This window comes from Paenibacillus sp. TAF43_2, from assembly GCF_052113545.1.
GTDB lineage: Bacteria > Bacillota > Bacilli > Paenibacillales > Paenibacillaceae > Pristimantibacillus.
In genome coordinates, this window is the sequence record NZ_JBFRDK010000040.1 from 1 (window position 1) to 26,203 (window position 26,203).

General features: G+C 46.6%; 10 protein-coding genes and 1 rRNA gene. 2 read left to right on the forward strand and 9 right to left on the reverse strand.

All coding sequences use genetic code 11. From position 1 onward, the window contains the following. Both AB4Z17_RS11460 and AB4Z17_RS11465 read right to left on the reverse strand, forming a co-directional pair. Positions 1-274, reverse strand: a 16S ribosomal RNA gene (locus tag AB4Z17_RS11460); the annotation flags it as partial. A 435-nt stretch (positions 275-709) separates the two neighbouring features. Continuing rightward, positions 710-2,029 carry an anti-phage deoxyguanosine triphosphatase gene (locus tag AB4Z17_RS11465; protein WP_441959812.1) on the reverse strand — a complete coding sequence of 440 codons (1,320 nt, stop codon included), beginning with the start codon at positions 2,027-2,029 and terminating at the stop codon, positions 710-712. A 97-nt stretch (positions 2,030-2,126) separates the two neighbouring features. On the opposite strand from AB4Z17_RS11465, the gene AB4Z17_RS11470 reads away from it, so the two are divergent. Next, positions 2,127-2,690, forward strand: a complete 564-nt coding sequence (locus tag AB4Z17_RS11470) for a guanylate kinase (RefSeq protein WP_441959814.1) — start codon at positions 2,127-2,129, stop codon at positions 2,688-2,690. A gap of 69 nt (positions 2,691-2,759) precedes the next feature. On the opposite strand, the gene AB4Z17_RS11475 is transcribed toward AB4Z17_RS11470, so the two are convergent. The 5 genes from AB4Z17_RS11475 to AB4Z17_RS11495 all read right to left on the reverse strand — a co-directional run bounded on the left by AB4Z17_RS11475 (position 2,760) and on the right by AB4Z17_RS11495 (position 22,890). After that, positions 2,760-3,671 (reverse strand): ornithine carbamoyltransferase, encoded by a 912-nt coding sequence (locus AB4Z17_RS11475; protein WP_441907864.1) that lies wholly within the window; start codon positions 3,669-3,671, stop codon positions 2,760-2,762. A 226-nt stretch (positions 3,672-3,897) separates the two neighbouring features. Next, on the reverse strand, positions 3,898-17,640 hold the full coding sequence (locus AB4Z17_RS11480) for an S-layer homology domain-containing protein (protein WP_441959815.1): 13,743 nt from the start codon (positions 17,638-17,640) through the stop codon (positions 3,898-3,900). Between the two features lie 199 nt (positions 17,641-17,839). Further along, entirely contained in the window at positions 17,840-18,991 is a 1,152-nt protein-coding gene (locus AB4Z17_RS11485) for a response regulator (RefSeq protein WP_441959817.1), read from the reverse strand. Then, a complete protein-coding gene (locus AB4Z17_RS11490) occupies positions 18,972-20,783 on the reverse strand; it encodes a histidine kinase N-terminal 7TM domain-containing protein (protein ID WP_441959819.1) in 1,812 nt (603 codons plus the stop codon). The genes AB4Z17_RS11485 and AB4Z17_RS11490 overlap by 20 nt, the downstream gene beginning before the upstream one ends. 178 nt (positions 20,784-20,961) lie before the next feature. Further along, positions 20,962-22,890 carry a 3'-5' exonuclease gene (locus AB4Z17_RS11495; RefSeq protein ID WP_441959821.1) on the reverse strand — a complete coding sequence of 643 codons (1,929 nt, stop codon included), beginning with the start codon at positions 22,888-22,890 and terminating at the stop codon, positions 20,962-20,964. A 186-nt stretch (positions 22,891-23,076) separates the two neighbouring features. Between AB4Z17_RS11495 and AB4Z17_RS11500 the strand changes: the two genes are divergently transcribed. Next, positions 23,077-23,913: an SHOCT domain-containing protein gene (locus AB4Z17_RS11500; RefSeq protein WP_441959822.1), complete on the forward strand. Its 837-nt coding sequence runs from the start codon at positions 23,077-23,079 to the stop codon at positions 23,911-23,913. 212 nt (positions 23,914-24,125) lie between these two features. Here the strand turns inward: AB4Z17_RS11500 and AB4Z17_RS11505 are convergent, their stop codons facing one another. Together AB4Z17_RS11505 and AB4Z17_RS11510 are read right to left on the reverse strand one after the other, a co-directional pair. Continuing rightward, on the reverse strand, positions 24,126-25,124 hold the full coding sequence (locus AB4Z17_RS11505) for a FecCD family ABC transporter permease (RefSeq protein WP_441959824.1): 999 nt from the start codon (positions 25,122-25,124) through the stop codon (positions 24,126-24,128). Continuing rightward, positions 25,117-26,127, reverse strand: a complete 1,011-nt coding sequence (locus AB4Z17_RS11510) for a FecCD family ABC transporter permease (protein ID WP_441959826.1) — start codon at positions 26,125-26,127, stop codon at positions 25,117-25,119. The genes AB4Z17_RS11505 and AB4Z17_RS11510 overlap by 8 nt, the downstream gene beginning before the upstream one ends. Between the last annotated feature and the right edge of the window lie 76 nt (positions 26,128-26,203).

Here is a 26,203-nt window from a genome sequence, read left to right on the forward strand (position 1 = left end):
AGCTAATGCGCCGCGGGAGCTAATGCGCCGCGGGTCCATCTCTAAGTGATAGATTGCTCCATCTTTCCCGATTCAGTCATGCGACCATATCGCGTATCCGGTATTAGCATTCGTTTCCGAATGTTATCCCAGTCTTAYAGGCAGGTTACCCACGTGTTACTCACCCGTCCGCCGCTAACCGGCGTTTTCCGAAGAAAACGCTAGTCCGCTCGACTTGCATGTATTAGGCACGCCGCCAGCGTTCGTCCTGAGCCAGGATCAAACTCTCCAAATGGAAGTTTTCGCTTCGACTCGATGTCGAAGAGAAAAGCTTCATGTGTTTGAAATGCTCATTACTTTTTTATCGCTTTTCTCACGATTCGTTAGAATCGTAAGGGCAGTTATTACTCGTTGTTCAGTTTTCAAAGAGCAATCTTTTCTTTCGTTTGTCATGCTTGTTTTGCTTGCTGTCCGCGTGTGTCTCTCGGCCAGAAATAGAATATACCATGTACTCGTCTAGTAATGCAAGTGTTTTTTTGAAAATAGTTTATAAACTTTAAATATTGCTAGATTTATGTTCTATAGTCTTGCTCTTCTTCTATTAGAATGTGCCTTTATTCATACCATACAAGCACATCCCTTCATTAGAAGAATGTGCTTGCGTACAGCTGTTGCAGCCTAGCACTTAATAGATAAGAACTAATTGAACATGTGCTCATAACCACTCAAATTAAATATCAAACAACCTGCCTCCAGCAGCTTCATATAAACGAGAATACATTTTTAATGCATAGGTATCTGTCATTCCAGCAATGTAATCGCAAACCAATCTAGCATTCATCCGATCATCAGCTGCATGCCAGCTTAGCTTTTTATCTTCTGGAAGCAGGTTTGGATCATTGAACATCGCATCGAAGAGCTTTTCAATTATTTTGCCGCCGCGCCATTCAAAGGTTTGAACCTTCTGTGAGAAGATCACATGCGTTTCGACCAGCTTCTTCAAATCCTCCAGCAGCTCCATAGCATCCTCAGTAATTACTGCCTTATAGCGCAACCGGTTGGAGGAGAATGCAGGCTGGGTCTCAATAACCGTAATCTCATGTATAAATCCAGAAACCAAATCAGCAAAAAAACGCTTCGTCTGTTTATGCCGCTCCCCGCTGTTCTCCATAAAAACCCGTAAAGACTCTGCAATTCTAGCGGATGAAATATGCTTATGCTTATTTGCTACCTCACATAGGTCATCTATTTTGATCATATTAAGCTTGAAGGCATCCTCTAAATCATAGGTTGCGTAAGCAATATCGTCTGCGAGCTCAATTATGGAGCATTCAAACGTTTTATTTAAAGTCTTCTTATGCTTGCCAGCCTGCAAGTCGGAAACTTGCGTGAAGTAAGCCTTCTCTTCAGGCGAAAAGCTCTCAATCACCCACCGAAATACATGCTCGTCCTCTTCAAAAACACTGCATTTAGGCGGTTTGCCCGTGATCTCGGGATTATTAACTTGCTTCATGCTGGCTGGATATTTCAAAATGGACAATAAAACAGCTCTTGTTAAATCAAGGCCCGTTTCCATGTCCCCATGGCTAGTCGTATTCGTCAAAAGCCTGAACGTATGCGCATTCCCCTCAAAGTTAAGCTCGAATGCGCTCATGCATTTATTCAATGCACGTTCGCCTTGGTGCCCGAATGGCGGGTGCCCCAAATCATGAGCTAAAGCAGCTGCCTCAATAAGAGAAATATCTATTTTACTCTCCGTTTCTTTGAAAATATTGTTTTTTTCATTTAGGGTTGTGGCAATTCCTCTTGCAATTTGAGATACTTCAAGGGAATGCGTAAGCCTTGTTCGATGAAAATCTCCTTCGCTGATTCCAATGACTTGCGTCTTGGACTGTAAGCGACGGAACGCTGCTGAATGAATGATTCTGCCAAAATCACGTTCAAAGTCATCCCGAACTGAAATTCTTTGCTTCGCATTTTCTATATTAATATGCCTCTGAATATCCGTATCATTATAAAATGAATTTGAAGAATGTTTATAGAGAATCATAGGCTCGCTCCCAGCTCATTGTCATTTAGAAACATTTTAACAATATATGGTCTTTATTAGAAGAGATCGATGAACAATTCATAAAGGAGAGCTTCGTTTGGGGAAAATATTCGCATTTTATGGCCCTTCCGCTTCAGGTAAATCCGAAATCCAGAAAGAGCTGACCCTTAGCGGCTTTCAAAAGATTATTACTTCAACAACCAGACTCCCGAGGCCGAATGAGTCAGACGGGATTCATTATATTTTTATGGAAACGAGCCAGTTTGAAAATCGCATTCGTGCAGATGCCTTTATTGAATGGACACGATACAAYGAGCATTATTACGGTACACTAAAATCCAGCATTGAAGAAGTATTCGATCAAAATAGGAATGCTCATATTGTAATGGACCTTGCTGGCGTACTCGCTTTAAAGAAGCGGTATGATCATGTGATTGCGATCTATGTAGGTGCGGATGTTGAATCCATTAAGAGAAGATTGGCAATAAGATGCGGAATGCCTGAGGAAATCGCCAAAAGGGTGCAACGCGCGGAGGAGATTGAACTAAAGAGCGAGTATATGCAGCATGCTGATGTGGTCATATGGAACCATGATGACACCCGCTTTAATGATACAATGACGCAGGTCAGAGAGATCATAGCTGCTCATGGTTCATTTTGAGATTATCCCAAAAAAACAATCAAAAGCTCAACTGCGCTTAGTATGCGTGGATGAGCTTTTTTGATAACTTTATTTAAGTAAGTGCAAAAGCAAAGCTTTTTGAACATGCATCCTGTTCTCGGCTTGCTGATAGATGATGGAACGCTCCGACTCCACTAAATCCTCCTCTATCTCGAAGCCCGGATGGATAGGCATGTCATGCATTAAGTAGGGGGAGTGACCAGCAAGATTGCTTCTATTCAATTGAAAAGGAAGCATCATTTCCATTCTTTGATTTTTCTCATCTTGGTAATGGCTCTCCGCATAAAACTCCATATCGATCCATGTGTCCGTATATATAAAATCAGATCTAGCTGCCGCACTAGGCAAATCAATAACCTTTTCAACAAATCCACTTTGAAAAGCCTTTTGCATAAGCTCCTCATCCCACGAGGGCTCGTTAATGATCGGAGTAACCAGCAGCAGCTTGATTCCCACCGCCATACAGCCTGCGACCAAAGAATTGGCAACATTGTTATGAATGCCAACGTACGTAAGCGTTATTCCCGTAAACGTACCTGCGACCTCATAGATGGTCATCAAGTCCGCTAGCGCTTGGCAAGGATGGTATTTGTCGCAGCAGCCATTAATGACAGGAACCTTGGAGTACTTGGCTAATTCGAGCAAATCGGAATGTTTCTTTAATCTCGCCATAATCACATCACAATTTCTTGATGCATACTGCGCTTCATACTGGATAGGGGAAATGCTGAAGTTGCTGGAATCCCAATCCATAACGACTGAGTATCCGCCCATTTGGTTAATCCCGGATTGAAACGATAGATTCGTACGAGTAGAAGTTTTCTGAAAAAGCATAAGAAGACCTTTACGCTCTGCTGCGTGGTAATAGCGTTCTGGGCTGTTCTTTATCTCGATTCCTTGCCTGATAATGGAGTGAATGGTGTCCGCGTCGTATTCTCTTAGTGATAATAAATGAGTCATGATTTCACCTCTAGTGAATATTTATACATTATAATGTATTTATATTCAATTTAAAGTGAAGGATACATTATGTCAACTACAGGAAAACAAACAATCCCGGAGTAGAATAAATTAAGTTAGCTGCGAAACTAAACCATAATAAAAAGCACCCTATCTAGCCATATAAAAAATGGCTTTGACAGGGTGCTTTAGCAATAGCGAAATTCTGCTTCAGTGGTTGAATAAATTATTTCATCACTCTTGATACGATCTTGTAAACCAGATTTCCCAGCCTGTAGTAATCCTTGAATTCCGTAAGTACCTTCGTACAAGTCTGACCGATCATCGTCTTAAGAATAGCGACACCAATTTCAAAGCGATAAACATCCCATACCGCATCAAGAGCATCGAGGACATTGTATCCAGAAAGAGCTGTCATAATGACGGAGTCCTTATAGTCTACTCTCTCTGTGTTTCGCATTAGCTTAGTCGCCTCACCTATCCTTACTCTATCGCCCCGAAGAGTCGTCAAAGTAACGATAATGGCAATTTCATTATTGCTGAGCAGCATGCGTTCCGCACTGGACAGATCATCGTAAAAAGCTTGCTGCTCACGTGTCGATATTTCCTTAATAATCAGATACGTCTCGTCCAAGTTGTTGTTGTTAGCCATCCGTATGGCATCGCTAAGCTCTACGAGAGTGATCAGCCCAGAGTCAAGCATCCCCTTGGCTATCTCCTTAAGCGACCAGTGACCGAGCTCAAGCAGGTTGTAAGGAACCCATTGTACGCGGGCATTTACCGCCAGCAGCGCTCTAGTAAGCTCAGCAATTTCCTTGAATCCTCCATCGTACAAGAACTTGGAAATAGAATAAAGACTGTAGCCACTGCTATGCAAAGCCTTCGAGAGATCGGCGGAAGGTATGCCGAGCTGCTTCAAAATAGAAATCGTGTCGTTATCCCAATTGAAGGTGTATCTTAAGTATTCACCGACAGCGTATCCGTTTTTATGCAGCCAATATAGTTTATTTTCGAGCGTCCGCTCTTTCATGTACCGCAGCGCCTCTTCTGCGTTATAACCATACTCCTTCAGAAGCGTAAAGATGGAATCTTCTCGCGCGTCATACCGATTCAGCGTGTTCAAAATTTCTCTACCGTCATAACCGCGATTTTTCATTTCCTTCGCAATATCGACCATAGAAACGTTCGGCAAAGTCATCTTGACGGTTGTGAATACGCGGTAAGCATAGCTGGTACTGTTTACGTACCCGTTCTGCCTCAGCACGTCAATGATGTCTCCCGCTTTCAAATACCCCAGCTTGACGAACAGCGCCGATTGCTCCTCGACCGTTGTTGCCGTCCCTCTGCCAGCTGTGAAGAACATATAGAAAGCACGGATAATGCTGGCTCGATCAAAACCAAGCGTCCATAACGTGTCGATCAAATATCCGGAACGATCAGGACCAAGCAGGTTTTGCCGTTCAAGCTCGGTAGCAATCCCGGCGGCGTCCGTTCCTTTCGACTTCATACGGGCGAGGTAAGCAATTAGCGGATTGCCGCCGAATACTTCACCTGCGGCCATCCGTACCTGATCCTGCGGAATCAAAGTTTCCGGAATAGTTTCCATTATCGTTGCTGCATCCATTTGAAATAACAGCTTCATAGCGAGTACGATATCCGCGACAGTGAATTTGGCTTTCATAAACCGCACAACATTGAGTGGCACAAATGCGGTGGTTGCCGGGAAAATATCTTCCAATACCCTTAGGTTTGTGTTGGTATAGTAGACTCCCACTATAGCAAGTCCAATCACTTCCGCCGGATAATAGGGAGAAAGCAATTCAGTAACTGCTCCTKAGTCGAGTTTATAGTCAAACCTAAGATATTGGACAATTTCCTTAATCTCATAGCCGGCATCCCGCAAGAACACAATCGCTCCTTGTGGCGTCGCAACACCTTTCAGCTTAAGGACATCCTTGATAATGCTCACCGGAGTAAAAGCCTCTCCGTACACTTTATTAAGCGTTGATTGAATGGCCGTTTCTTGATAAACGGCAAGTCCCTGAAGAATCGCAAGCGCCTCTTCTCTCGTCTTGCCATATTGCTCCTTGCTCGCCTTAACGATGTCCTCCATGCGGTAGCCTGCATGCAAGAGCTGATCCGCCATAGCTTCAGCTGATGTTGCTCCACCTGCTTTAATTACTTCGATTAAAGCGCCGTTCACCGCTTGTCCGTATACTGCATTTACGCTGCTCAGAATGACGTTCAGCTCGAACAGCTCACTGCCAATTAGCAATGCTGCGGTTTCGCCGGCTGTCTTGCCGTAAAAGCCTTTAACTACGCGTACGATATCTATCATCGGAACGCCTGAATTCCACAAGTAAGAAATGGCCGCTGCTGCGTCCGTGATTCCCCCTTCTTCTAGATGCTGCAGCGCCGTAGACTCTGATGACTGCCCATAAACGGCAGCTACTGTCACTTCAATAACCTTCTCGTTGTCTACTTGGAGAGCGGTTAGGACCGTTATCGTTTTGTCTGCTGCAAATCCAAAATAATCCTTGGCAGCACCCACAATATCATGGAGCGTATAGCCCATGCCCCGAAGGAGTGGAACAGCTTCCTCCAGCGTATAGATTTTGCTCTTCTTAAGCAGGCTGGATAAGCTTTCCTCAATCGGTTTACCGTAAACTTCAAATACAGTTGCAACTAGCTCATTAAATGAATATCCGTTTGTTTCGGAAAGAATGGCTAGTGTCTCGCCAGCAGTCATATGGTAATAATCCTTGGCAATTCGGATAATATCCCGCAAGCTGTAGCTGAGCTTAAGCTGTGGAATCGCATCCGCCAACTTTCCGATGCCCAGATCGATCATGGCCTGAATCGTAACCTGCTCTAACGCTAAACCGTAAACAGCAGAAACTTCCGCCAAAATCCGACTCTCCTCATCGACTGCACCATCCATTAAGGCTTGTACCGCTTTAGAGGAATCGAGCTTGTAATAATCTTTTCCTACCTGAATCATATCCCGGAGGCTGAATCTCATCTTTGTCAGATAAGGTATTGCATCCTTTAATGTCACCAGGTGCTGAGCCTCTAAAGAATCAACAATGCTTGCGTTTTGTGAGCTGCCGTAAACATTCGATATAGAAGAAAGCACGTCGCTCTGGCGATACCGACCAGTATCCAGCAGTGCTTGAAGAGCTGCACCCGATGAAATACCATAACCATCCTTTGCCATCTTCACGATCGAAACTAAGCTGAATTGCGCCTTATAAGCAAGTTCAATTCCACTGGCAAAGGATACTGATCCTTCTGCTGCCTGCCGTTGATACATCGTTAACTCAACAGATTGATTAAAAGCTGAAGCTACTGCCTGGATAAGCACATTGCTTGACGACAAGTATACCGCTGACAAGCGGAGCGCGATTACACCAGGCGATTGGCCAAAATGGTTTTTGCCAACGCTCACGATATCTTTCATCGGGAAACCTGTGACGTATAGATAATTAACCGCTTCATCAAAGGTCGTGATGCCTTGCTGCTCCAACGCGCCTGCAACTGTTTCATCAAGTCCTTGACCGTATAAGGAAGCGAGGCCAAGCAGAATATCGTCGATGTCGTTAGGATATTCTTTTGCCAGCAAATATGAAGCTTCGCTGGAGGTAAGCTGATAATAATCTTTCAGGCTGCGAGCAACAACGGATAAGGAATAACCGCTCATTCTAAGAAATGCAATACCGTCCTTAGGCTCCTTGCTGGACGAAGCGTCAAGCAGACCAGCAATCGTCACTTGCTCTTGTCCGTACAAAGACTGCAGAATCGCTATGGTCGATTTCATATTACCCATTCTTCGGGTGTGGATGAGAAGTCCTTCCATCACTTCTTCTTTCGAATATCCACCCTTAATCAGTGCCGGTCCAACCTTGCCTGAGTCAAAATATGACGGATACAGCGCACCCAGCGTATTGATGACAGAAATGGCCGTTGCGCCTTGCTCCTTCAGCACTTTAATCCAAATCGTCATAGGGTCTCCGCCATAAGCAGAAGCGATGGCAGTACCTACTTCTTCTGACGAATAGCTGACAAGCAGAAGCGCAGACGCGTCTGACGATGGCAAGCCGTATTCCGTTCTAAGCACTAATGCAATATCCCTTACCGAATATGGAGCAAGGCGTGTGATGACTTGCCCTATCGTCAGCGGTTCGGTCCGTTGGTTCAGATAGGCAGCAACCTCACTAGCGGCTATGCCTTGTTTGCTGAAAGCCCCAATCCATTCCGTCCAGCCCCGCGCTTCAAATGCCTGTGCAATTTCCGTAAATTTATACCCCGAGTCTTTTAGCGCTGCGGTCAAATACGGCAATCCTTTCGCACGTACTCCGCCAGTAGGGTAAAGATTAATTGTTCCTTCAATAATGTTATCCAGCGTATAGAAGCTAGAGAGGCTCATCGCCACTGTCGCTTCCTGTATTGACGTTCCCGGGAACAAATATTGCGAGTCCTTTACAACCGTTGATACACTGCAAGGACATTTAAAATAATCAAATGCAGTAGTCCTTTCAAGCTCTACCCATTGCTGCAGCGTCAAGCCTAGCTGAGCTTTTAGAGCTTGACCGATGGCTAACTTCTCCCAGCTTTTGATGCTTGTGAGCGAACGGGCCAAAGTAGTGGCATCCATAGTCACCGTTTCATCACTTGCAAAAGTCGTACGAAGCGCATTTAATACATCTACAGCTTCGAATCGGTCATAGCTGCGGTAAATGACTTCCACCGCATCCTCCAGCTTGAAGGACGCGCCTCCGCGAATGACGGCATTTCGAATTGTGCTTAAACCCATCGCGGTAGACATACCCGACTGCCTCAGCAGCGTCAGAGCTTCCGAACGGCTGCTGGCAATTCGATTACTCAGAATATAAGCCGTAAGCTCCGCAGGCTCATAACCAGCGCGGATTAATGATAATAGCATCGTCTTTCTTTGGTCGCCCTTCACCCCCGGATACAGCACGCTGATGGTCGTTGCGATATCAGCCCCGAAGCTTTCTCGAAGCAATTGCGCCTTGCTTTCCATGTCATAACCATGTTCCGTAAACCCTCTCATAGCCTCACTTAGGCCACCCGCTTCGGAACCCCATGCGCCAAGTACGGCGCTAGCAATATCACCGATCCCGTATGATCCGCTCTTCATAGCGCCAACGATGACGGTTGCACCATCGCCGGAGGCTTGAATGCCTCTGGCGACCTGGGCAGCGGCGACACCTGCCGCCAGCATAGCTGAAGCTATTTCTTTCTTGTCGAAGGTGCTTCTTAGGATAGCGTAAACTTGTCCTATCTCGATGCCTGCGCCCAAGTAGGTCTGAACAGCCTCGTTGACATCGCTGAACGAATACAAATCTCGCAGCGCAATTCCTATATTGCCAGCAGGATAACCAGCACTGCCAAKCAGTTTCGCATTATCTACGCTAGATGCGGCATAAGCCTCTTTAATGACAACTGCGGTTTCTGCTGCTGTGAACTTCGCGGCAGCCAAAGCTTCGATGGTGCTCTCGTTCGTTAAGCCGTAAACCGATTGAACGGCTTCCCTAGTCTCGCTAATACTGTACTTTCCTAGCTTCAATGCCGCGGCTGCGTTGCCGCCAGTCTCCGCATACGTATAACGCAGAACATAGGCTGCTGCAGCGGCTGTTACTCCCGTTAGCTTAAACGGCGCCATTATATCTCGAGGCTGATAGCCAAGATTACGAAGCGGCAGTGCAATGTCTTCAGCTTCATAACCAGCTGTCACAAAATCCGGTATCAGATTGACATAGTTGGAAATATAGCCCGACGCGCTTAAAGCCTGAAACAACGTAGGCGCATCTGTATCTATTTCGTATAATAGGCGGATGAACGCACTCCAATCCAAACCATATTCTTTCTTGACCGCTTTTGCGTAGTTCGCTGGGGTAAATCCAGCTTGCCGGAGCAGTCTTAATGACTCTAACGCAGTCTTGCCATAATCAACCCGCAGTACATGCACAGGGTAAACAGCATCGTACTGGGTGGAATGGCTTTGCAGGAAACCATCCAGCGTAGCGACATTAGCTACCTGGAATTCTCCAAAAGTGGCCAAATACGTCTGATTAACTGCTTTGACCCGGTTGATGCCGCTATAAGCGACGGCTATCGTAGATGTCGAACTGATAACCGCTCCGCTGCTGCTCCAAGTCAACTCGATTTTCGTTGCATCGGAGGTCAGTCTTGTCATAACCCCGCTTTGCCATTGGTTGTTAATTTTCACAGAAAACGTTGACCCCGAATTAACAGCAGCAAGCGGCTTATCAAAGGTCAGGGTAATGGCTTTTCCGTTTTCACTCGACACTGCATCGATCAGCTCGGGAGGTGTGCTCACGTTGCTGATGATCGTATCCCCTCCAAAGTCATGCCCGTCCTTGCTCAGACGAAGCTTAAACTCCTTATTGTATCCGATATATTCACTAATAAAGTAGGTTTGCCCAAAGTCCGGCGTTGAAACAGAGGTTGGACGATACCAGACTGCGCTGCCATTGTGCATTTCGATATTCAAATTTTCTATCGGAGCACTAAGGAGCAGATTAAATCCATTTTCATTCACTCTTACAAGCGATACAGAGATAACAATCGGCACATAAGCGGCATTTAATTTTTCCTGCCCAGCAAAGATATAGCCTTGCTTGCTAAAAGCTGCGGTGTACGTTTGCCCTTCGACCACATTCGCTTTAATTAAGAACGACCCTGTCTCTGCACCCGCTGTCACTCCGGTGACTGTGACCTCTGTCCCGTCTTTTGACAAGAGCTTCACATCTTCCGGCTGCAAATCTTTTGGACCCGCTCCAACGAAAGTGACCGTCAAGCCGTTTCTAGCAGCAGCTAAACTTTTCGGATATTCCGTCATCGGAACATAAACATCCAGCGGTCCTTCCACCACACGATCCGGTATTTGAGCAATCAGCTTGTAATTCACACCTGCTGACAACGGAGTAATGATGTTGTAGATTCGTCCTGCATCTGGCGCATCTGGACTGTTCCCGTTCGGATTTACAAGCTGGAATCCAATTCCTCGTCCCTGGTCATCAATCAGTGTAAGCCATGTGCGATCCATATTACGGACTGCTTTGCTTACTTCCAATGTGAAACCGTTAGTTGTAATATGGCTTGCTGTCAAACGAATCGGCACCTGCGCTTCCGGTATAGGCGCAGCTGGAACAAGAACCGGAAGACCGCTGCTGAATGCGTAGCCGCTCTTCGTTAAAGTCAGACTGTAAGCCGCTCCCTCTTCGAGTGAGGCATGTACCGCATATTCGATACCAGCGTTCTCGGCTGTAATAGAGGCGATGGCAATCGCAGCACCTTGACTATTACGCAAGCTAAAGTCACTTGCACGCAAGCCCGGAACAGCCGAATCAAGCAGCACGTTAAACCCATCCTTACTGACACTTGATAGAGTTGGATTTACTGGTACGGGCACAAAAGCGTTCAATGCCGCTCCAAAATCATATCCTTCTGCTGTTATGATCAGTTTGTATGTTTTCCCGCCTTCAAGCGCTGCGGATAATGTGTACGTTCTTCCACCGTTATTTGTTGCTGCTGCTTTAATAACTACCAATTTTCCCTCGGCATCCTTTAGCGTGAAGCTGCTCGCAGATAGCCCGCTTAGTCCCGGTGCAACAGAGACGACAAGACCCGACTCAGTTGCACCTTCCACCGTCCCAGAAATTGCACTTGGAAGCAAAGCCGACAACGCTTGTCCAAAATCATACCCGCTCTTGCTTAGCGCAAAAGAGTAAGTTTTGCCTCCTTTATAAGAAGCTTTAATCCGATAGGTTAGTCCTCCATCATCCGTAATAACCGAAGCTGCAGCAAGCCGGATGCCCTCCTCGTCCGTGATAGCCACATGACTTATATTCAAACCTGGTACAGCAGGGCTAAGGCCAATGACAATTTCCGATGCGCCTGAACTTAGCACTGCGGCATTTGCTATGATTGGAACGTCAACCACAATCGGGCTTCCAAAATCATACCCGGCTTTGGCAGCGGTGATTGTATACTGCTCCGCTCCCCAAAACTCAGCTTCAATAAGGTAACTATTTCCCCCATCACTCGTGGTTGCGGAGGTAATTGCCTTTGTACCGCCCTCCACACGTTTCAGTTGGAAGTCACTTATTCGCAAATGAGGAACTGGCTGATCTAAATGCAATATAAAAGCTTGATTGTTCCCGCTAATCATCCCGCCAAAACGAACGCCTACAGAGCGAATGGAGAAAGCTAGCGGATCACCATAGTCGTAGCCCATTTTTGAGATAAACACCGAATAGGCCTTATCAGGAACGATTGCGACGCCTAGCTCATACGAATAGCCTCCATCGTTTGACAYGTTTGTGCGAATCGCAACGTTTACCCCGTTTTCATCCACTATATGAATATCCGAAGTATTTATCATCGTTTGTTCCTTAAAGTGCAGTGTGACTCTCGAAGCCGTTGCTTGCACGGCCGAAATGGATCTCGAGTTCAGTGTAATCTTGTCGAGCGTAGGGAACATGTAGCCCTCTTTCTCTACAATAGCGGTATAGGTGATTCCTCCTTTTAAAGGAACCGTAATAGTATAGCTTGCTCCGTCATCACTCGTCTGGATGGATTCGATAGCGACTGTATTTCCGTTATTATCTTTAACCTTCACGTCTGCGGCTTGAAGATTCGGAATCGAAGGGAAGAAATAAATGGTGAATCCCTGCTGCGATTGGCGTAACAGTATCGCATCGGCACGAACCTTCAGCCCAACGATCAACGGGTTTCCAAAGTCATATCCCGGATAAGTGATGACCAGGCTATATGTCTCGGATACATTAAAATTGCCAATGAGAGAATAGGATGCGCCTCCTTCGTAATGAAGCGTAAATCCGATCGGCCGGCCTTTGCTGTCTGTCAGCTTAAAGCTGTCCCCTGTCAAATCTGAAATAAGCGGGTAAACATCGACATAAATCTTCGTTGCCGTCGTACCTCTTAATTGAAGTGAGCCTATTACGGGAATATCCACCGTGATCGGCGACGCTAGCATAAATTCACTTCGGATTAGCTCAAGCGAATATTTTTCACCAGTCACGGCCTTAATCGCCACCATATAAGTTAAACCCTGATCTTTTGTTGATAAAGAGTATTCCGTGTACGGAATTTGCTGACCGTCTGGTTTTCGCAAAATAATGTCGGCTGGCTTCAAATCAGCAACCTTTTCGCTAAAGCTTAGTTTGAAGCTATCCTTCTTCATCTCGGATACAGAAGCGGTAATGAGCTTGGTAAACACAAAGGATACCGGCTCGTAACGTTGATAAGCCAAATCCGGCTTTACCAGAACGGTATACGATTTACTAGGAATCAGCGCTGCTTCCAATACATAGCTGCTTCCGAAATCCGTTGTGTTCGCCGAAGCTAAGTTTATCGTTTCCCCTTGAGCTCCCCGAATGACGAAATTTTTCTTCCCAAGTCCGATAACCGGAATGTCAAAATGCACGGTAACACCCGAAGCAGAAAATCCGGCAACGTTGGCTTCGGAAGGCACGGTAAAGGCCAGGTGGCTGAACGAATAACCATCCACCTCAATATCAAAGGCGTATGTTTGTCCGCGTGTCAAAGCAAACGTACCGCCAAAAGACATCTCAAAGCTCATTCCATCGGCAGACATGACGAGCGTTTTTGGGTGATAGCGTTTGCCCTGTTCATCTTTCACCGCAAGACCCTGCCCGTACTCTATTTGCCTTAGAGGAGTAGAGAAAGTAACAGCTACTGCCCCGTCTTTGGAGACATCAGTAATAACCCCGGTGACCAATTGATTGACGTAGAACGTTGCCGGCCCGTCAAACTTCACGTAATCCTTGCGGAAGGAAACCGTATAGTCGCGACCACTGATCAGATTTGCACTGACGCGATAGGATAATCCTCCATTGGCGGTTGTCAGCGCCAGTCCGCTAACCCCATTGCCCTGATTATCTGTCAGTTGAATATGAGCCGGCAGTAATCCAGGAACCGCTTGTTCAAATGTCAGATCAAAGCCATTCATGGCTATTTTGCTAATGGTCGCTTTCCCCGCGTTGATTGTTTCTCCCGCTTCAAAGTCGATCCCTTGCGATGGAAGATGACCGGGAAGACTCAGGTTATAGCTGCCGCCAAGCAATTCAGCCTTCAGCCTGTAGGTAAGACCGCCATCCATTGTCACAGCGTCTTGTACCGTTACCCGCTCTCCTGTACTCTTGCGAGTTAGAAGAAACTGACCGGGCAATAACCCCGCAATGGCATAGCTAAGCTTAACCCGAAGTCCCGAATCGACAATCTGATCCGCCGAAATGGTAGTAACGACCGGAACATGAATGTTATAAATCGTCTGATCCATTGTTGCACTGACCTTCAGTACGTAATCACCAGGAGTCAGATCAGCAGCAATCCGATAACTCCAACCGCCGTCGCTTGTCACTGCAGAGCGGAGTTTTATGCTGCTTCCGTCGGCCCGCTTGAGAACAAAGCCGTTGACCGCATCAATAGAAGCAGGAGGATTAAGAACAAAGGTGAATCCAGTATAGGAAATGTCAGTTATCGTGTTCTTCTCCGCAAGCGTRACCGATTTTGGCAAACCAAAGTCGAAGCCCTCACGTACAACGCTAATAAAATATGGTTTTCCTCTCAATCCGTTATAAGAGACAACATAAAATCTTTGCTGAGGGTCCCACACGACATTCGTTATGGCCACCGCATTCCCGAGCGCATCCATGACCTTGAAATCATTGGCGGTCAAACCCGCTATATTCGGGTTAAGCCCAACCATGACATTATTCGGACCAACGCCTATATACCATGGGTTAATCGTTGTTCGAACAACGTTTACAGTGTTTCCGAAGTCATAACCCTCACTGCTTATTTTTAGTGTTAAGGGTTGATACTGCATGGCCGTCGATTTAACAAAATAACTTCTGCCATTATCCAGAGTAGATACACTGTCTATTGCAATTTGATCACCGTTTGTATTCGCTAGAGAAAACGCTGCTGCGGTTAATCCTGGAACAGGTACGCTGAAGTGCACGATAATTCCTGCATTGGACGTATCAAACGCCGTTTGTTTTGACACGGCTATCTTCTCTGGAACGATAAGCGTACCGACCGTATAGCGGTCATCATCCACATCAATTCTATACCGATAGCTCCCAGCAGCCATTAAATCGGTTGATAGGATAGCCGAATGACCATCCACGTTCATTTGGACAGAAGAGACAGCAAGCGATTTGCCGTTTCCATCCTCTATTGTGATCAAGGCCTTAGCCAAATCAACCGTGTCGTTTGGGAAATTCAGCTGAAAGCCTAGACGATTGACCCAGCCTACACTTGATGGAATTAGGGAAGGTTCTACCTTTAAGACAACTTCGCTGCCAAAAACATAACCTTCTTTATTTAGCAATAAGGTATACGTCTCGCCTTTCGTTAGGGAGGAATACACTTCATACTCTTTGCCGATAGATACCGCGCTTAGCATATTAATGCCTATGTCCGCTCCAGCAGCATTCTTTAAAATAAAGCTTAGAGCATCGATAGCTGGAACGGTACGATCGAGCTCCAGCATGAAGCCGGATGTCGAGATGCGGCTAACCGCCGCATGGACAGGGATGTTGCTGGAAGGAGCAACCGCAACGATAAGCGCCGCGCCAAAGCTGTATCCAGCTTTCCGTATCGTTAGTGAGTATGTCTCGCCTTCGGCCATTTCCGCTTTGACAGCATAAGTTCTACCGTCATCATCAGTAGTGACCTCCGACACTCCAATCTCAGTGCCCAGATCATTTAAGGCTAATGACAAATGATCCTCTGTCAGCCCCGCGACAGGAGTATCCAGCTTCATTGTAAAGCCAGCTGTACTTGCGCCAGATATTGAGGCGACTACTGATATAACCTCTGGATCAGTAATCGGCACGAATATCGATACCCCGTTGCCGAAATGATACCCTTCCTTGGCAACCGTAAGCGAATACGTTTCGCCCTCGGCAAGTGACGCTGAGAAATCATAAGCGCTGCCTCCCGTCCGCTCGGTTACGGAACCTATTGCGACACTTTCGCTGCCGTGCTTGAGTGTAAATTCAGCTTGCGTCAATCCAACAACCGACGGACTCAGCAGCAACGAGAACCCCGTTTTGCTGGACCCATATACGGATGCTGCAACCGAAATGGCAGGCTGCTCAGTTTTCGGAACTTGAAATAAAATCTCAGATCCAAACTGAAACCCAGCCTTAGCTATCGTCAGCTTATAAGACTCGCCCTCCGTGAGAGCTGCTGTAATAAAGTAAGAACTTCCTCCGTTAAGCGTAGCCACTGATGCAATGGTAATGTTTCCATTCACAGCGTTTTTCAACGTCAGATGTGTTGCGGCGAGCCCCGGTACTAGCGAGCTGAACGCGAGTCTGAATCCCGTCACTCCTGCTTGACCCGCAGTCGCGGTTACTGTTACATCAACCGGATCCGTTGGTCTTGGCGTTTCTGTTGGTTTGGGTGTATCGGTTGGTTTAGGTGTATTAGTTGGGCTCGTTGGCCCGCCCGGCGAACCAGTTCCTCCGGATGCTCCACCTCCAATTAGGCCACCTTTCTCGGTTACTTCTTTTTGAGCAGGCTCCTTCTCAAAAACAACTCCCAGAGCGTCGACAATTGCTTTCTCAATCATTCCTTTGCCTTTCACATTCGCTGGCCCATGCAGTTCCATGCTGCTAACGTTGACGCCTTCCGAAAGTGAAATGGTTGATGTCTTAACCTGCTCACTAACGGTTAATTTCTCTACAGATCCAGAAGCAATGGTTAACTGCACATCGCTCTTAACCTCGACTTGCTTAAACTTGCCGGACAAAATAACTTCGCCGGAAGAAGAGATCGTAATTCCCTCTATCCCGCTGCCTTCCGATACCGGAGATTCAATATTTGCCTCCGATTGCACATCCAACTGTCTTATAATCGTTGTTCCACCGACAACAACCCTAACTCGTCCATCTGCTTTGTCGACGATGACAGTTGCTAGCTGCGAATCATCAATATGTATGCTGTGCTGCCCGCCGCCTTTTACAAACGTGCTGCCAAGCACCTTCACACCTTTGAGAAACACATCTCCTTCGCCGACTTCTTTCCCAATAATGAGATTTCCCTTAATCGTTACATTGCGAAGAGTTGTGCCTGGAGCCTGAATGGTCAAGTCGCCGGCGACTTCAAAGTTCCCTTGCGCCTTGCCCCATGTGCCGCCTGTTTCAAGAACCTTTGCGCTAACGGTTAATCCGTCTGCCGATCTAGTTGATTGCTTCAGCACTCTATCGAGCATCATGACGGCTTCCGCCCTTGTCATCGGCTGAACCGGCCGAAGCGTGCCGTCCGCAAGCCCGCTAATGTAGCCCGCTTCAACAATGGCTTCCAATGCATCGCGTCCGTAACCCGGAATGCTGGCCTGATCCTTAAACTCGCTGAGCAGGCTAGCCCCGTCTTTGCCTATTACAGGCACAAGGCGCGAAAGCACAACAGCTGCTTCTACCCGGCTTAGCTTCTGCTCTGGCCGAAATGTTCCATTGCCATAGCCTTCGATGTACCCTGCTTCCGCGGCTGCTTGCACTTGCACTGCATACCAAGCGGTCGGAGCGACGTCCGTGAACTGCTTAGTCCCCGCCCCTTTGAAAGCGAATAGCCGGTTGACCAGCGTTACGTATTCAATCCGGCTTAGAGCTTGATTTGGCCTGAAGGTTCCGTCCTGAAAACCCTCAATTAAACCTTGGCCTGCCCACTCCCTGACAGTCTTCTCCGCCCAGTGGCCCGCTAAATCTGCGAATGCGGCGGGCACTTTAGCCGGAATTGCAGATGCTGCGAAGGCTTGTCCGCTCGCATTGCCTATGCCGGGAGCTACAAGACCGACAACTACGCTAGTAATCATCATCCACTTGAGCAGCAGGCTCCTTAACATTCTAACTTTTTGTTTCCTCACAATGATTTCCCCTTCCATCTTCGCCAATTGGCTTAAGAGCTTACTCTGTATTTGATAGAGCCCAAGTTCGGCAACGTTAACAGCACTTAAGCTTAAGTCTAATAGGCTGCGATGAAAGAATAATAAAAGATTTTCGCGTAAAACGACAAAAACCGCGCAGCATCAAGGCTTCGCGATTTTTGCAACCTGTTCAAAATATTTATTTTCCTACTTCGGAAAGTCCGCTGACAAGAGAATCATACAGCATAAGCAGCTCTTGGGATGGACGAATGCCCAGTTCCCGCTTTAGAAGCCTCACATAGTCGGTGTATTGTGCGGTTAACCCTTTCTTATCCCCGTCCAGTCCATGCTTCTTCATCAGCAGCTCGACCACCGATTCTTCAAGCGGATTACGGGCATGCAGCTTCAGAAGAAGCTTCGACGCCGCAGCCGTGTTCGACAGGGTGAGCAGCGTCTCTGCTGCATTTTTGACAAAAGAAGCATACCGCTCTGACAGCCGATCTGTCTCATGAATTGCCCATACGTAAGCTTTGCTGCCGAACAAATCACCCGTATAGAGCCTTTCAACGATAAGTGCTTCTTCCACGTTGCCCGCGTCGATACTTCCCAGATTTTCCGTTTGACGCTCAAATTCAACGTAGTCAATAACTGCATCGTCCAGTTCCAGCGCATAGCCGTCATTCTYAGAACGAATAGCTTCCCGGAGCCCTATTGGCTCCAATGATTTACGCAGCTGGTACACGGTTGTATTTAAATATTTTTCGGCATTCATGCTCGCCATACCCGCGAATATATCAGCAACAAGGCGCGAGCGCGAAATTCGTCTGCCCCGATTCAGCAGCAAATAGGCGAAGAGTTCAGCACTCTTGCTGGAAATCCACTTTACGCGTCCTGATTCATTGCGTACAAAAAAGTCGCCCAGCGTGGCAACGCTGACACGGCTCATACCCCGAATCGCAGTATCTGCTTGCTGCAGCGGTTGAACGATTTTCCTGCTCTCCAGTGCCCGGTTAATCGTCCGCTCCAGCCGCTCCTGAGTCACCGGCTTCACCAAATAATCAAGCACGGACAACTCAAAAGCTTCTAGAGCGTAATCCTTATGCGAGGTGACAAACACGATTTGTGTCTTACAGCCCGCTTCGTCCAGCCTTGCGGCGAATGTAAGTCCACTATCACCCGGCATGGAGATATCCACGAACGCCAGCTCGATGTCGGGATTTTCGCTCAGAAAGGCAGCCGCAGCATCCGTATTCACAAACGTTCCTGCCACCTTAAGCTCAGCATATTTCACGAGCATCTTCCGCATGATTAAATGCATGACGGGCTCATCGTCAATCAATATGACTTTCATCAGCTATCACCGCCGTTCCTTCCCTTTCCATCGTTCCGCCGCGACTCGATGAGCCGGACAACGTAAAAAAGAATGTTGTACCTACGCCAGGCAAGCTATCGAACCTAAGACTGCCGCCATGCATGCGAAGAAATTCTCGAGTTAATACGAGACCAAACCTCATCTCTCCACCATCTTCTCCACTGGCAAATCCAGGCTCCTTGAAAAACAGTTCATCATGATGCAGCAGTTGTGCTGTTTCCTCGTCTATCCCGCTCCCATTATCGCGTACAGTCACCGTCACCTGGTCCCGATCGATAGATGCATTTATCGCAATTTCCCCGCCAATGTCCGTGTACTTTATCGCATTTGAAAGCAAATTTCGGAAAATGAGATCGAGCATTTCTTTATCCGCGTTCACGGTTAGCCTCTCGTCGATATGCTCTGAGATACTGATGCTCTTCATGCCAGCCCTTGCTCCGGCTAACGAGATGGCTTGGCGAACGACCTGCTGCAAATTCCACGTGAGCGGTCGAAACGCCACTTCCCCATTCTGACTGCGATACCAGTCGAGCAAATTATCAACGAGATAATAGGTACCGCGCACTTGCCTCCTAATCTCTTGAAACACTTCAGCATTCGCGATGTCAGTGTCGCCCGGCTCATCGCCCAGCAGCTCGGTCAAGCTGACAAGCAGCGCGATCGGATCACGGATATCGTGAGCCATTACGGTGAACAGCTTGTCCTTGAAGGCGTTCAGTCGAGACAATCGTTCAGACTTCTCGCGCAGCCTCTCCTCGTTCTCCTTCAGCTCCGTAATATCGCTGAGCATCAACATTTTTCCAATAGGGGTCACACCTGTATCATAAATATAATCCAAGCTGCAAATATAATACCTTTGCCGAACGCCTTGCAAGCGCTGAAGCGAAAACCGATCATCTCGGAATTCCGTTGCGGCAATTCGCTCGAGCAGCTCAGGACAGTCTGGCAGCAAGTCCTTGATGAGAGCAGGAAAACTTTTTGCCGAGGCAAGCTCAGGAAATACCTCTTCCGCCGCGCGATTGTGGTTCACAATCTGATCCTCATAATCGAGCAGGACAACACCGTCGCGTATGGTATCGAACATTTTGGCATATGCAAGCGGTGTTAAACGAAGCAGCCTAAACCGGAAAATGCCCCAAGCATAAACAACGCCCGATACAGCGAAGCCGAGTGGTGTGAAATCGATAACTTTGCTGAACATATAGGCGATATTGAACAGCATAGGAGCGGCCGCGCCCAAAATAAGGACGACGATCTGTGTCCTCACGATTGGCAATGCGCGCAAATACATGGGAATAAACAAAAGAATACCGAGAAGCAGAATTGTATAATTGTAGATCGCATGTACGGAATACCATGGACCCTTCACCGTATTGTACAAGGGAACCGTCTTGATTGCGTTCAGGACGTATTCTTTGTAAATAAGATGATGCCAATCGTTAGTGAGATGAAGGAGGAAAGTCGCTGTTGGGACGATAAACAGCAAGATCGCAAGCCGCTTCCGGTAGCGTGGCGCAAGTCCTGTGAACTGGATAACGAGCAGCAGCCAAAATGCAGAGACAAAGGGAATGCCGATGTACTCGATCTGTAGAGAAAACTTCACACCGCTTAAGCTGTCGCTAAAAATCTCAAAGGTGTACCCGAGTGCGTAAAAAGACGCCGTTATCATCATATAAATCATGGTCCTCGCCATCTGCATATGACGGTTCCGGTAGGAGAGGAACGCCACGAACAGCATTACTGCGGTCGCGAAGCACAGCAATATTGACATCCATTGTCTTGTGTCTATGACAATGCCTCCCTTTTTTTCGATTCGTCTATCATTCGACAAAGTTCTTCAAATTCCTTGTGAAGCCTCAGCCAACCCTCTTCAAGCTCTCGACAGCAAAAAAAGGCTGTCCGATGCGTTATCGGACAGCCTTTCATTAGCATGGAATTAGCCTTTCGCTTCATCCCATCTTCTTTATAGCATGCTCCTGCTTAAGCCGCTGCTGCTGCACTTCGTCCAAATAAAGCGTAAACTTGGAATCCCCGCTGTAGGAAATGTGCAGCCAATCCAATGCGCGTGTCATAGCAATATAAAACAGCGATACTTCCCGCTCCTCCACATCTTCCAATGAGAAAGGCATGTTCTCGGCATTTACGATGAAGACCGCTCGGAAATCGAGCCCCTTCACACTGTCAATGTCCGATACGTTAATCGCATCGCCGGCTATGTCTGATTCCTGGTTCAAATCGGCATTTTCTGTGATCCAATATACGGGAAAGCCTTGTCTCTTAAGCGCCCTCTTGATCATATCCGTGAAGGAGGAGTAGTAATTGTCCTTTACTCGGTATAAGATGACCATCTCTGAATAAGCAATCTTATGATGGTCATGCAAGGATCGCATTTGTTCAATGACAGCCTTCATCTCTTCCTGAAAGCTCCCGCGACGCTCCAATATTGGCTCAGGCCCGCTTCTCCGTGTACTCTGAGGAGGTATGATCTCTACCCCTTTCGACACTCCGTACTGAACTTTGTTCTGAAACAGAGAATGCCGTTGATAGAAATCCCAAGCAAACTGCGCGATTTGAGCCGTGTTGCGATAATTAACGGAGAGAATGCGCGAACGTCCGCGAAAATCAAGCCCCGTGTCCTGCAGCAAGCTCGATTTCCGTTTAAAGAACGATTGTGCCCGGTCCTCAACCAGCAGCAAATTTTGTGTCGCTGGATTAAGCAAATAACTTAGAAGCTTAAGCCATTCTGGCTGAAAATCCTGACCCTCATCAATAAGGATTGCTTCATAGGTAGGTAAAATAGCTTCCTTCTTCTCCAGCTTGCTAATAAGCTTAGTGACATCCGTATCTCTCACGTTCAGCACTGCTCGCAGCCACTCATGAAAATTATAGACCTCGACGTTTTGGTCGCGAGGCTTGCCTTCCTTTTGCTCCGCTAGTCTAATCCAATCAAGCAAATCCTCCGGCTCCTCCATCTTCCGGTCAATCATTTGCCGAAGACTTCGAGACAAGGCGATACTGCTGCAGAGGACTAGAATCTTCCAGTCTGGGTGATGATTGGCCAAATGTTTGGCTCGGCTGGCGAGGACAAGCGTCTTCCCGCTCCCCGCCACGCCGCGGATAAGCCGATGGCGATCACCAAGCTGCTCTGCCATATTTTCCTGATGCAGATCCATACCCTTAATATTGTGATGCGACAGTACGAACTGCTCCTGCTGCTTCTGATTTGCAGGCTGGAGAAATTCCGCGCTGATCCGCGCCTCAGGTATGAGGTGATTACGAATCTGCCTGATCTCCTCTTGCGATAAAATGTAGCTGCTGCGCTTGCGTGCCGTAAACATGCCATGGATCTTCTCAATGAGGGAATCGGCTGTAAATCCAGCATCCTCAGGGTCGATCTCGTCGCGGCAAAGCACAAATTGCTCTGCAATGACATCGTACAAACCATTTTCTATAAAATCCTTCTGCTTCAGCCGTGTAAAAGCCGTTCCGAAGCCGTTCGGAAATTTGAGCTGTCCTTGAAATTTGCCTTTCTGTTCAATGAGGCTGTCATCATTTCTTAGCTCGCCCGCCACCTGCCGCAAGCTCTCCCTTGCTTCTTGATAAGGGTTCATGACAGCTTGAATCTGACCTCCAGATGCATGCAAACGCCACTCGTCACGATCAACCTCGAATAGAGCAGACCTCGTATAGTCCTTCACTTCAAGAACGACCAATCCCAGATCTGGGCCTATGATTACGAAGCCAGGGCGATTCCCCCCAATTTCCGGTTCAAAATAAACCGCATAATCGCTCGGCAGATAATCCTTCAGCGTACGAAACAATAACCGCTCCCCAGCAGTCGCACTCGTCCGGATAACCTCTGGGACCATATAAGCCATTCTCTTTCACCTCGAATTCGATTTTTTCTGTTGTTTTTAGTATAAACCATCTTTAAGCGTTTGGCAGGAGAAAATGGAGAGAAGATTGTTATGACAAATGGAAGATTTTCATGGTACGATATTCCTAATAAGTAAACGAATGATCAAATCCAACCATTTGCGTTCGTTTTTGATAGGGGAGAAACGATGTATAGAAATCCATCTGTATTTTTTTTGGCAGTATTTTTGCTTGTCGGTATTATTGGTTTGTTTGCGCGTCATGAAACCATCATGCTAATTGGATTTTCAGGTTTTATATTATTCACACTTACTGCCGCTAATCGGAAAAGTAAAAATTATTATCAATTATCGATAAATCTTGAAAAACAAATTAAAGATATGGTGCCAGGCATAAAAGATTTTAAACTTTCACAAGAATTTATGTCGGATGATAAAGAAAGCTATATTGCATTGGATGAAACAAATAAAAAAATATGCATCATTTATAATCAGGAGACTAATACGGAGCCTTTATTAAGCAAGAATGAATACAATTACAAATGCGAGATTTTTCTCTATAAAGATATTTTACAATCAACCATTCTTCATGACAGTGTTACAGTAACCTCTTCCTCACGAACGGACATCATTGGCAGAGCTTTGCTTGGCAGATCTATGGCTGGAGATACTGGAGCTATTATTGGTGGCCTAAGCGCTTCAAGAACCACTCTTGATCTAATCAAGAAAGTTCAACTTCTTATCGTTGTTAATAATATGTCAAAACCTTTCCATCGCATTACGTTTGAGATTTTCCCAAAGGGCATTACTAAAGACAATATAATGTTCAGATCCGTTGATAATGAAATTACGCATTGGCATGCTATGTTGAGTTTTTTAATTAAGCAAGTGGATGAAACGGAAAAGCCGACTAACGCTAATCAACTTTCAGTTGCAGATGAATTATTAAAACTTTCCTCATTGTTGCGAGATAATCTTATAACGGAAGATGAATTTAAGCAGCAGAAAATAAGGCTATTAGGATAGCAGCATGTTTAATCGTTGCTGCTATTAGCACGGAAAATCCCCCTGAATTGTTCAGAATACGGGGGATTTTCTTTTTAGCTAGCTCTCCTCGACCGATTCCGTTTTAGAATCTGCTTCAAGGCATTCATTGGCTATTAAGCTTCCTAGAATAATTATACAAGAAAAAACGGCGACCATAATCGGTCGCCGTTCTTCTTTTTGAGCGAACAACATCATTTAAAAGCTTTCCGTTTAAACAAAAGGTACATAAAGAACGGAGCGCCTATACCTGCGGTAAAGACGCCGGCTGGTATATCAAGCGGTTGGAAAAGCGTTCTCCCCGCCAGATCAGCCAATAGCAATATCATCGCACCCAGAAGAGCGGATACTGGAATTACTAGCTTATAAGAATGGCCGATAAGCTTTCTAGCCATATGTGGCGCCAATAATCCTAAAAAGGAAATAGTTCCAGCAATTCCGACCGCTGCTCCTGCAAGCGCTACGCTATAGAACAGCAGGATCATACGGCTTAATTGAAGTCGGCTGCCTAATCCGATTGCCGTTGCTTCACCTAAGGATTGTACGTTCAGCTCTTTTGCATAGAGAATGGATAATGGAATGAAGATGGCGACCCAAGGCCACAACACCTCAATATACTTCCAACTCGTCCCGTAGATGCTTCCGGTCATCCAGTTCAGCACTTGCGCAGCCAAATAGGCTGGTCCGCTAATAAGCAGAAATATCGTAAGTGCACCCATAGCAGTCGATATGCCAATACCAATAAGTACGAGCCTGAACGGTGAAACCCCATTTTTCCAAGCTAGCGCATAGTTTAGAGCAGCAATAACGAAAGCCCCTGCGACAGCTAAGAAAGGAATCCAGTGAACACTGTATCCTGTGAATAGCGTCATAAAAGCTACAACCGCAACTGACGCCCCGCCGGTCACACCCAGCAAATCTGGTGATGCAAGCGGATTCCGTATCACGCCTTGAAGCACAGCACCTGCAACCGCTAAAGCAGCGCCGACTAAAACAGCTGCCACAATTCGCGGCATACGAAACTGCATAATAATTAAGTCGCTGCCCTCTTTATTCTTACCCAGCAGTGAAAGGAAGATTTCCTTAACAGGAATACTTACACCGCCTATGGATAAACAAAGAATAGACAACGCAATCAGTGCGATGCTTAATATTGCGAGTATTAAGATAGATTTGCCTATTCCTCTATGCATGTTTACTCCTTCTCGCCACATAAATCAAGAAAGGAACACCAATAAGCGCAGTAGCGACACCTACAGGTACCTCCTTGGGCATAAGGATAAACCGCGAAGCGATATCAGCGAATACGAGGAGGATTGCTCCTACCAACGCACAATAAGGAAATAGCCAGCGATAGTCATTTCCAACTATATATCTGCAGAGATGGGGTACAATTAATCCAATGAACGCAATTGGTCCTGCCACCGCTACCGAGCTTCCTGCTAGAAGTACAACAGCAAGGACAGRCACAACCCGTATAAGCATCATTCGCTGGCCAAGGCCTTTGGCACTATCATCACCCAAAGCCATGACGTTTAAAGAGCCTGCCAATAGCAGCGCTAAGACCCATCCTAGAAGCATATAAGGAAATACAATAGTTAGATGATTTAATTGTCTCCCAGATACAGAACCGACCATCCAAAACAATGCAGAATCAAGAGATTCTTTATTTATCAGCATCATGCCTGAGGATAGAGAGGAAGCAAATGCAGCTACAGAAGCCCCGGCCAACGTAAGCTTAATTGGCTCAAAACCGCTTCTCCCCTGCATTCCCAGTGTAAAAACAAGCAAAGAAGTAGTGGCTGCGCCTGCTAAAGCAATCCAAACCATTCTATTCATAGTTAGTGACGAGCCTAGCATAGCCAAGCTGACAACAATAAATAGAACAGCGCCTGAATTGATGCCAAATATAGATGGAGAAGCTAACGGATTTTTGGTTAACACTTGCATGATTGCACCCGCAATAGCAAGACTCGCCCCTACTGCTGCCGCAATTAATGCTCGAGGAACTCGCGCATTTCTAATAATGAGATGTGCATCCGAACCATCAAATTGCGTATAGGCACGCCATAAATCTTTTAATTCGAATAGATGGATGCCATATAGAATACTAACGAGCATACCAATGAGCAGCAGCACGGCGCCTGCCACCAGACTCACCAGCTTTCTTTTGCGGCTATGGAGCCTTAATGCCATGTTAACTTCACTCCTTTCATCAAAAATAAGCTGACGTCTGATAGTCACGACGTCAGCTTGCTGACTAACAATGCTA

What these genes read in the sequence shown, in the direction of transcription:
- AB4Z17_RS11465 (WP_441959812.1), bottom strand. Translation starts at nt 2,029, where the DNA reads ATGATTCTCTATAAACATTCTTCAAATTCATTTTATAATGATACGGAT.
- AB4Z17_RS11475 (WP_441907864.1), bottom strand. Translation starts at nt 3,671, where the DNA reads ATGACTCATTTATTATCACTAAGAGAATACGACGCGGACACCATTCAC.
- AB4Z17_RS11490 (WP_441959819.1), bottom strand. Translation starts at nt 20,783, where the DNA reads ATGTCAATATTGCTGTGCTTCGCGACCGCAGTAATGCTGTTCGTGGCG.
- AB4Z17_RS11495 (WP_441959821.1), bottom strand. Translation starts at nt 22,890, where the DNA reads ATGGCTTATATGGTCCCAGAGGTTATCCGGACGAGTGCGACTGCTGGG.
- AB4Z17_RS11500 (WP_441959822.1), top strand. Translation starts at nt 23,077, where the DNA reads ATGTATAGAAATCCATCTGTATTTTTTTTGGCAGTATTTTTGCTTGTC.
- AB4Z17_RS11505 (WP_441959824.1), bottom strand. Translation starts at nt 25,124, where the DNA reads ATGCATAGAGGAATAGGCAAATCTATCTTAATACTCGCAATATTAAGC.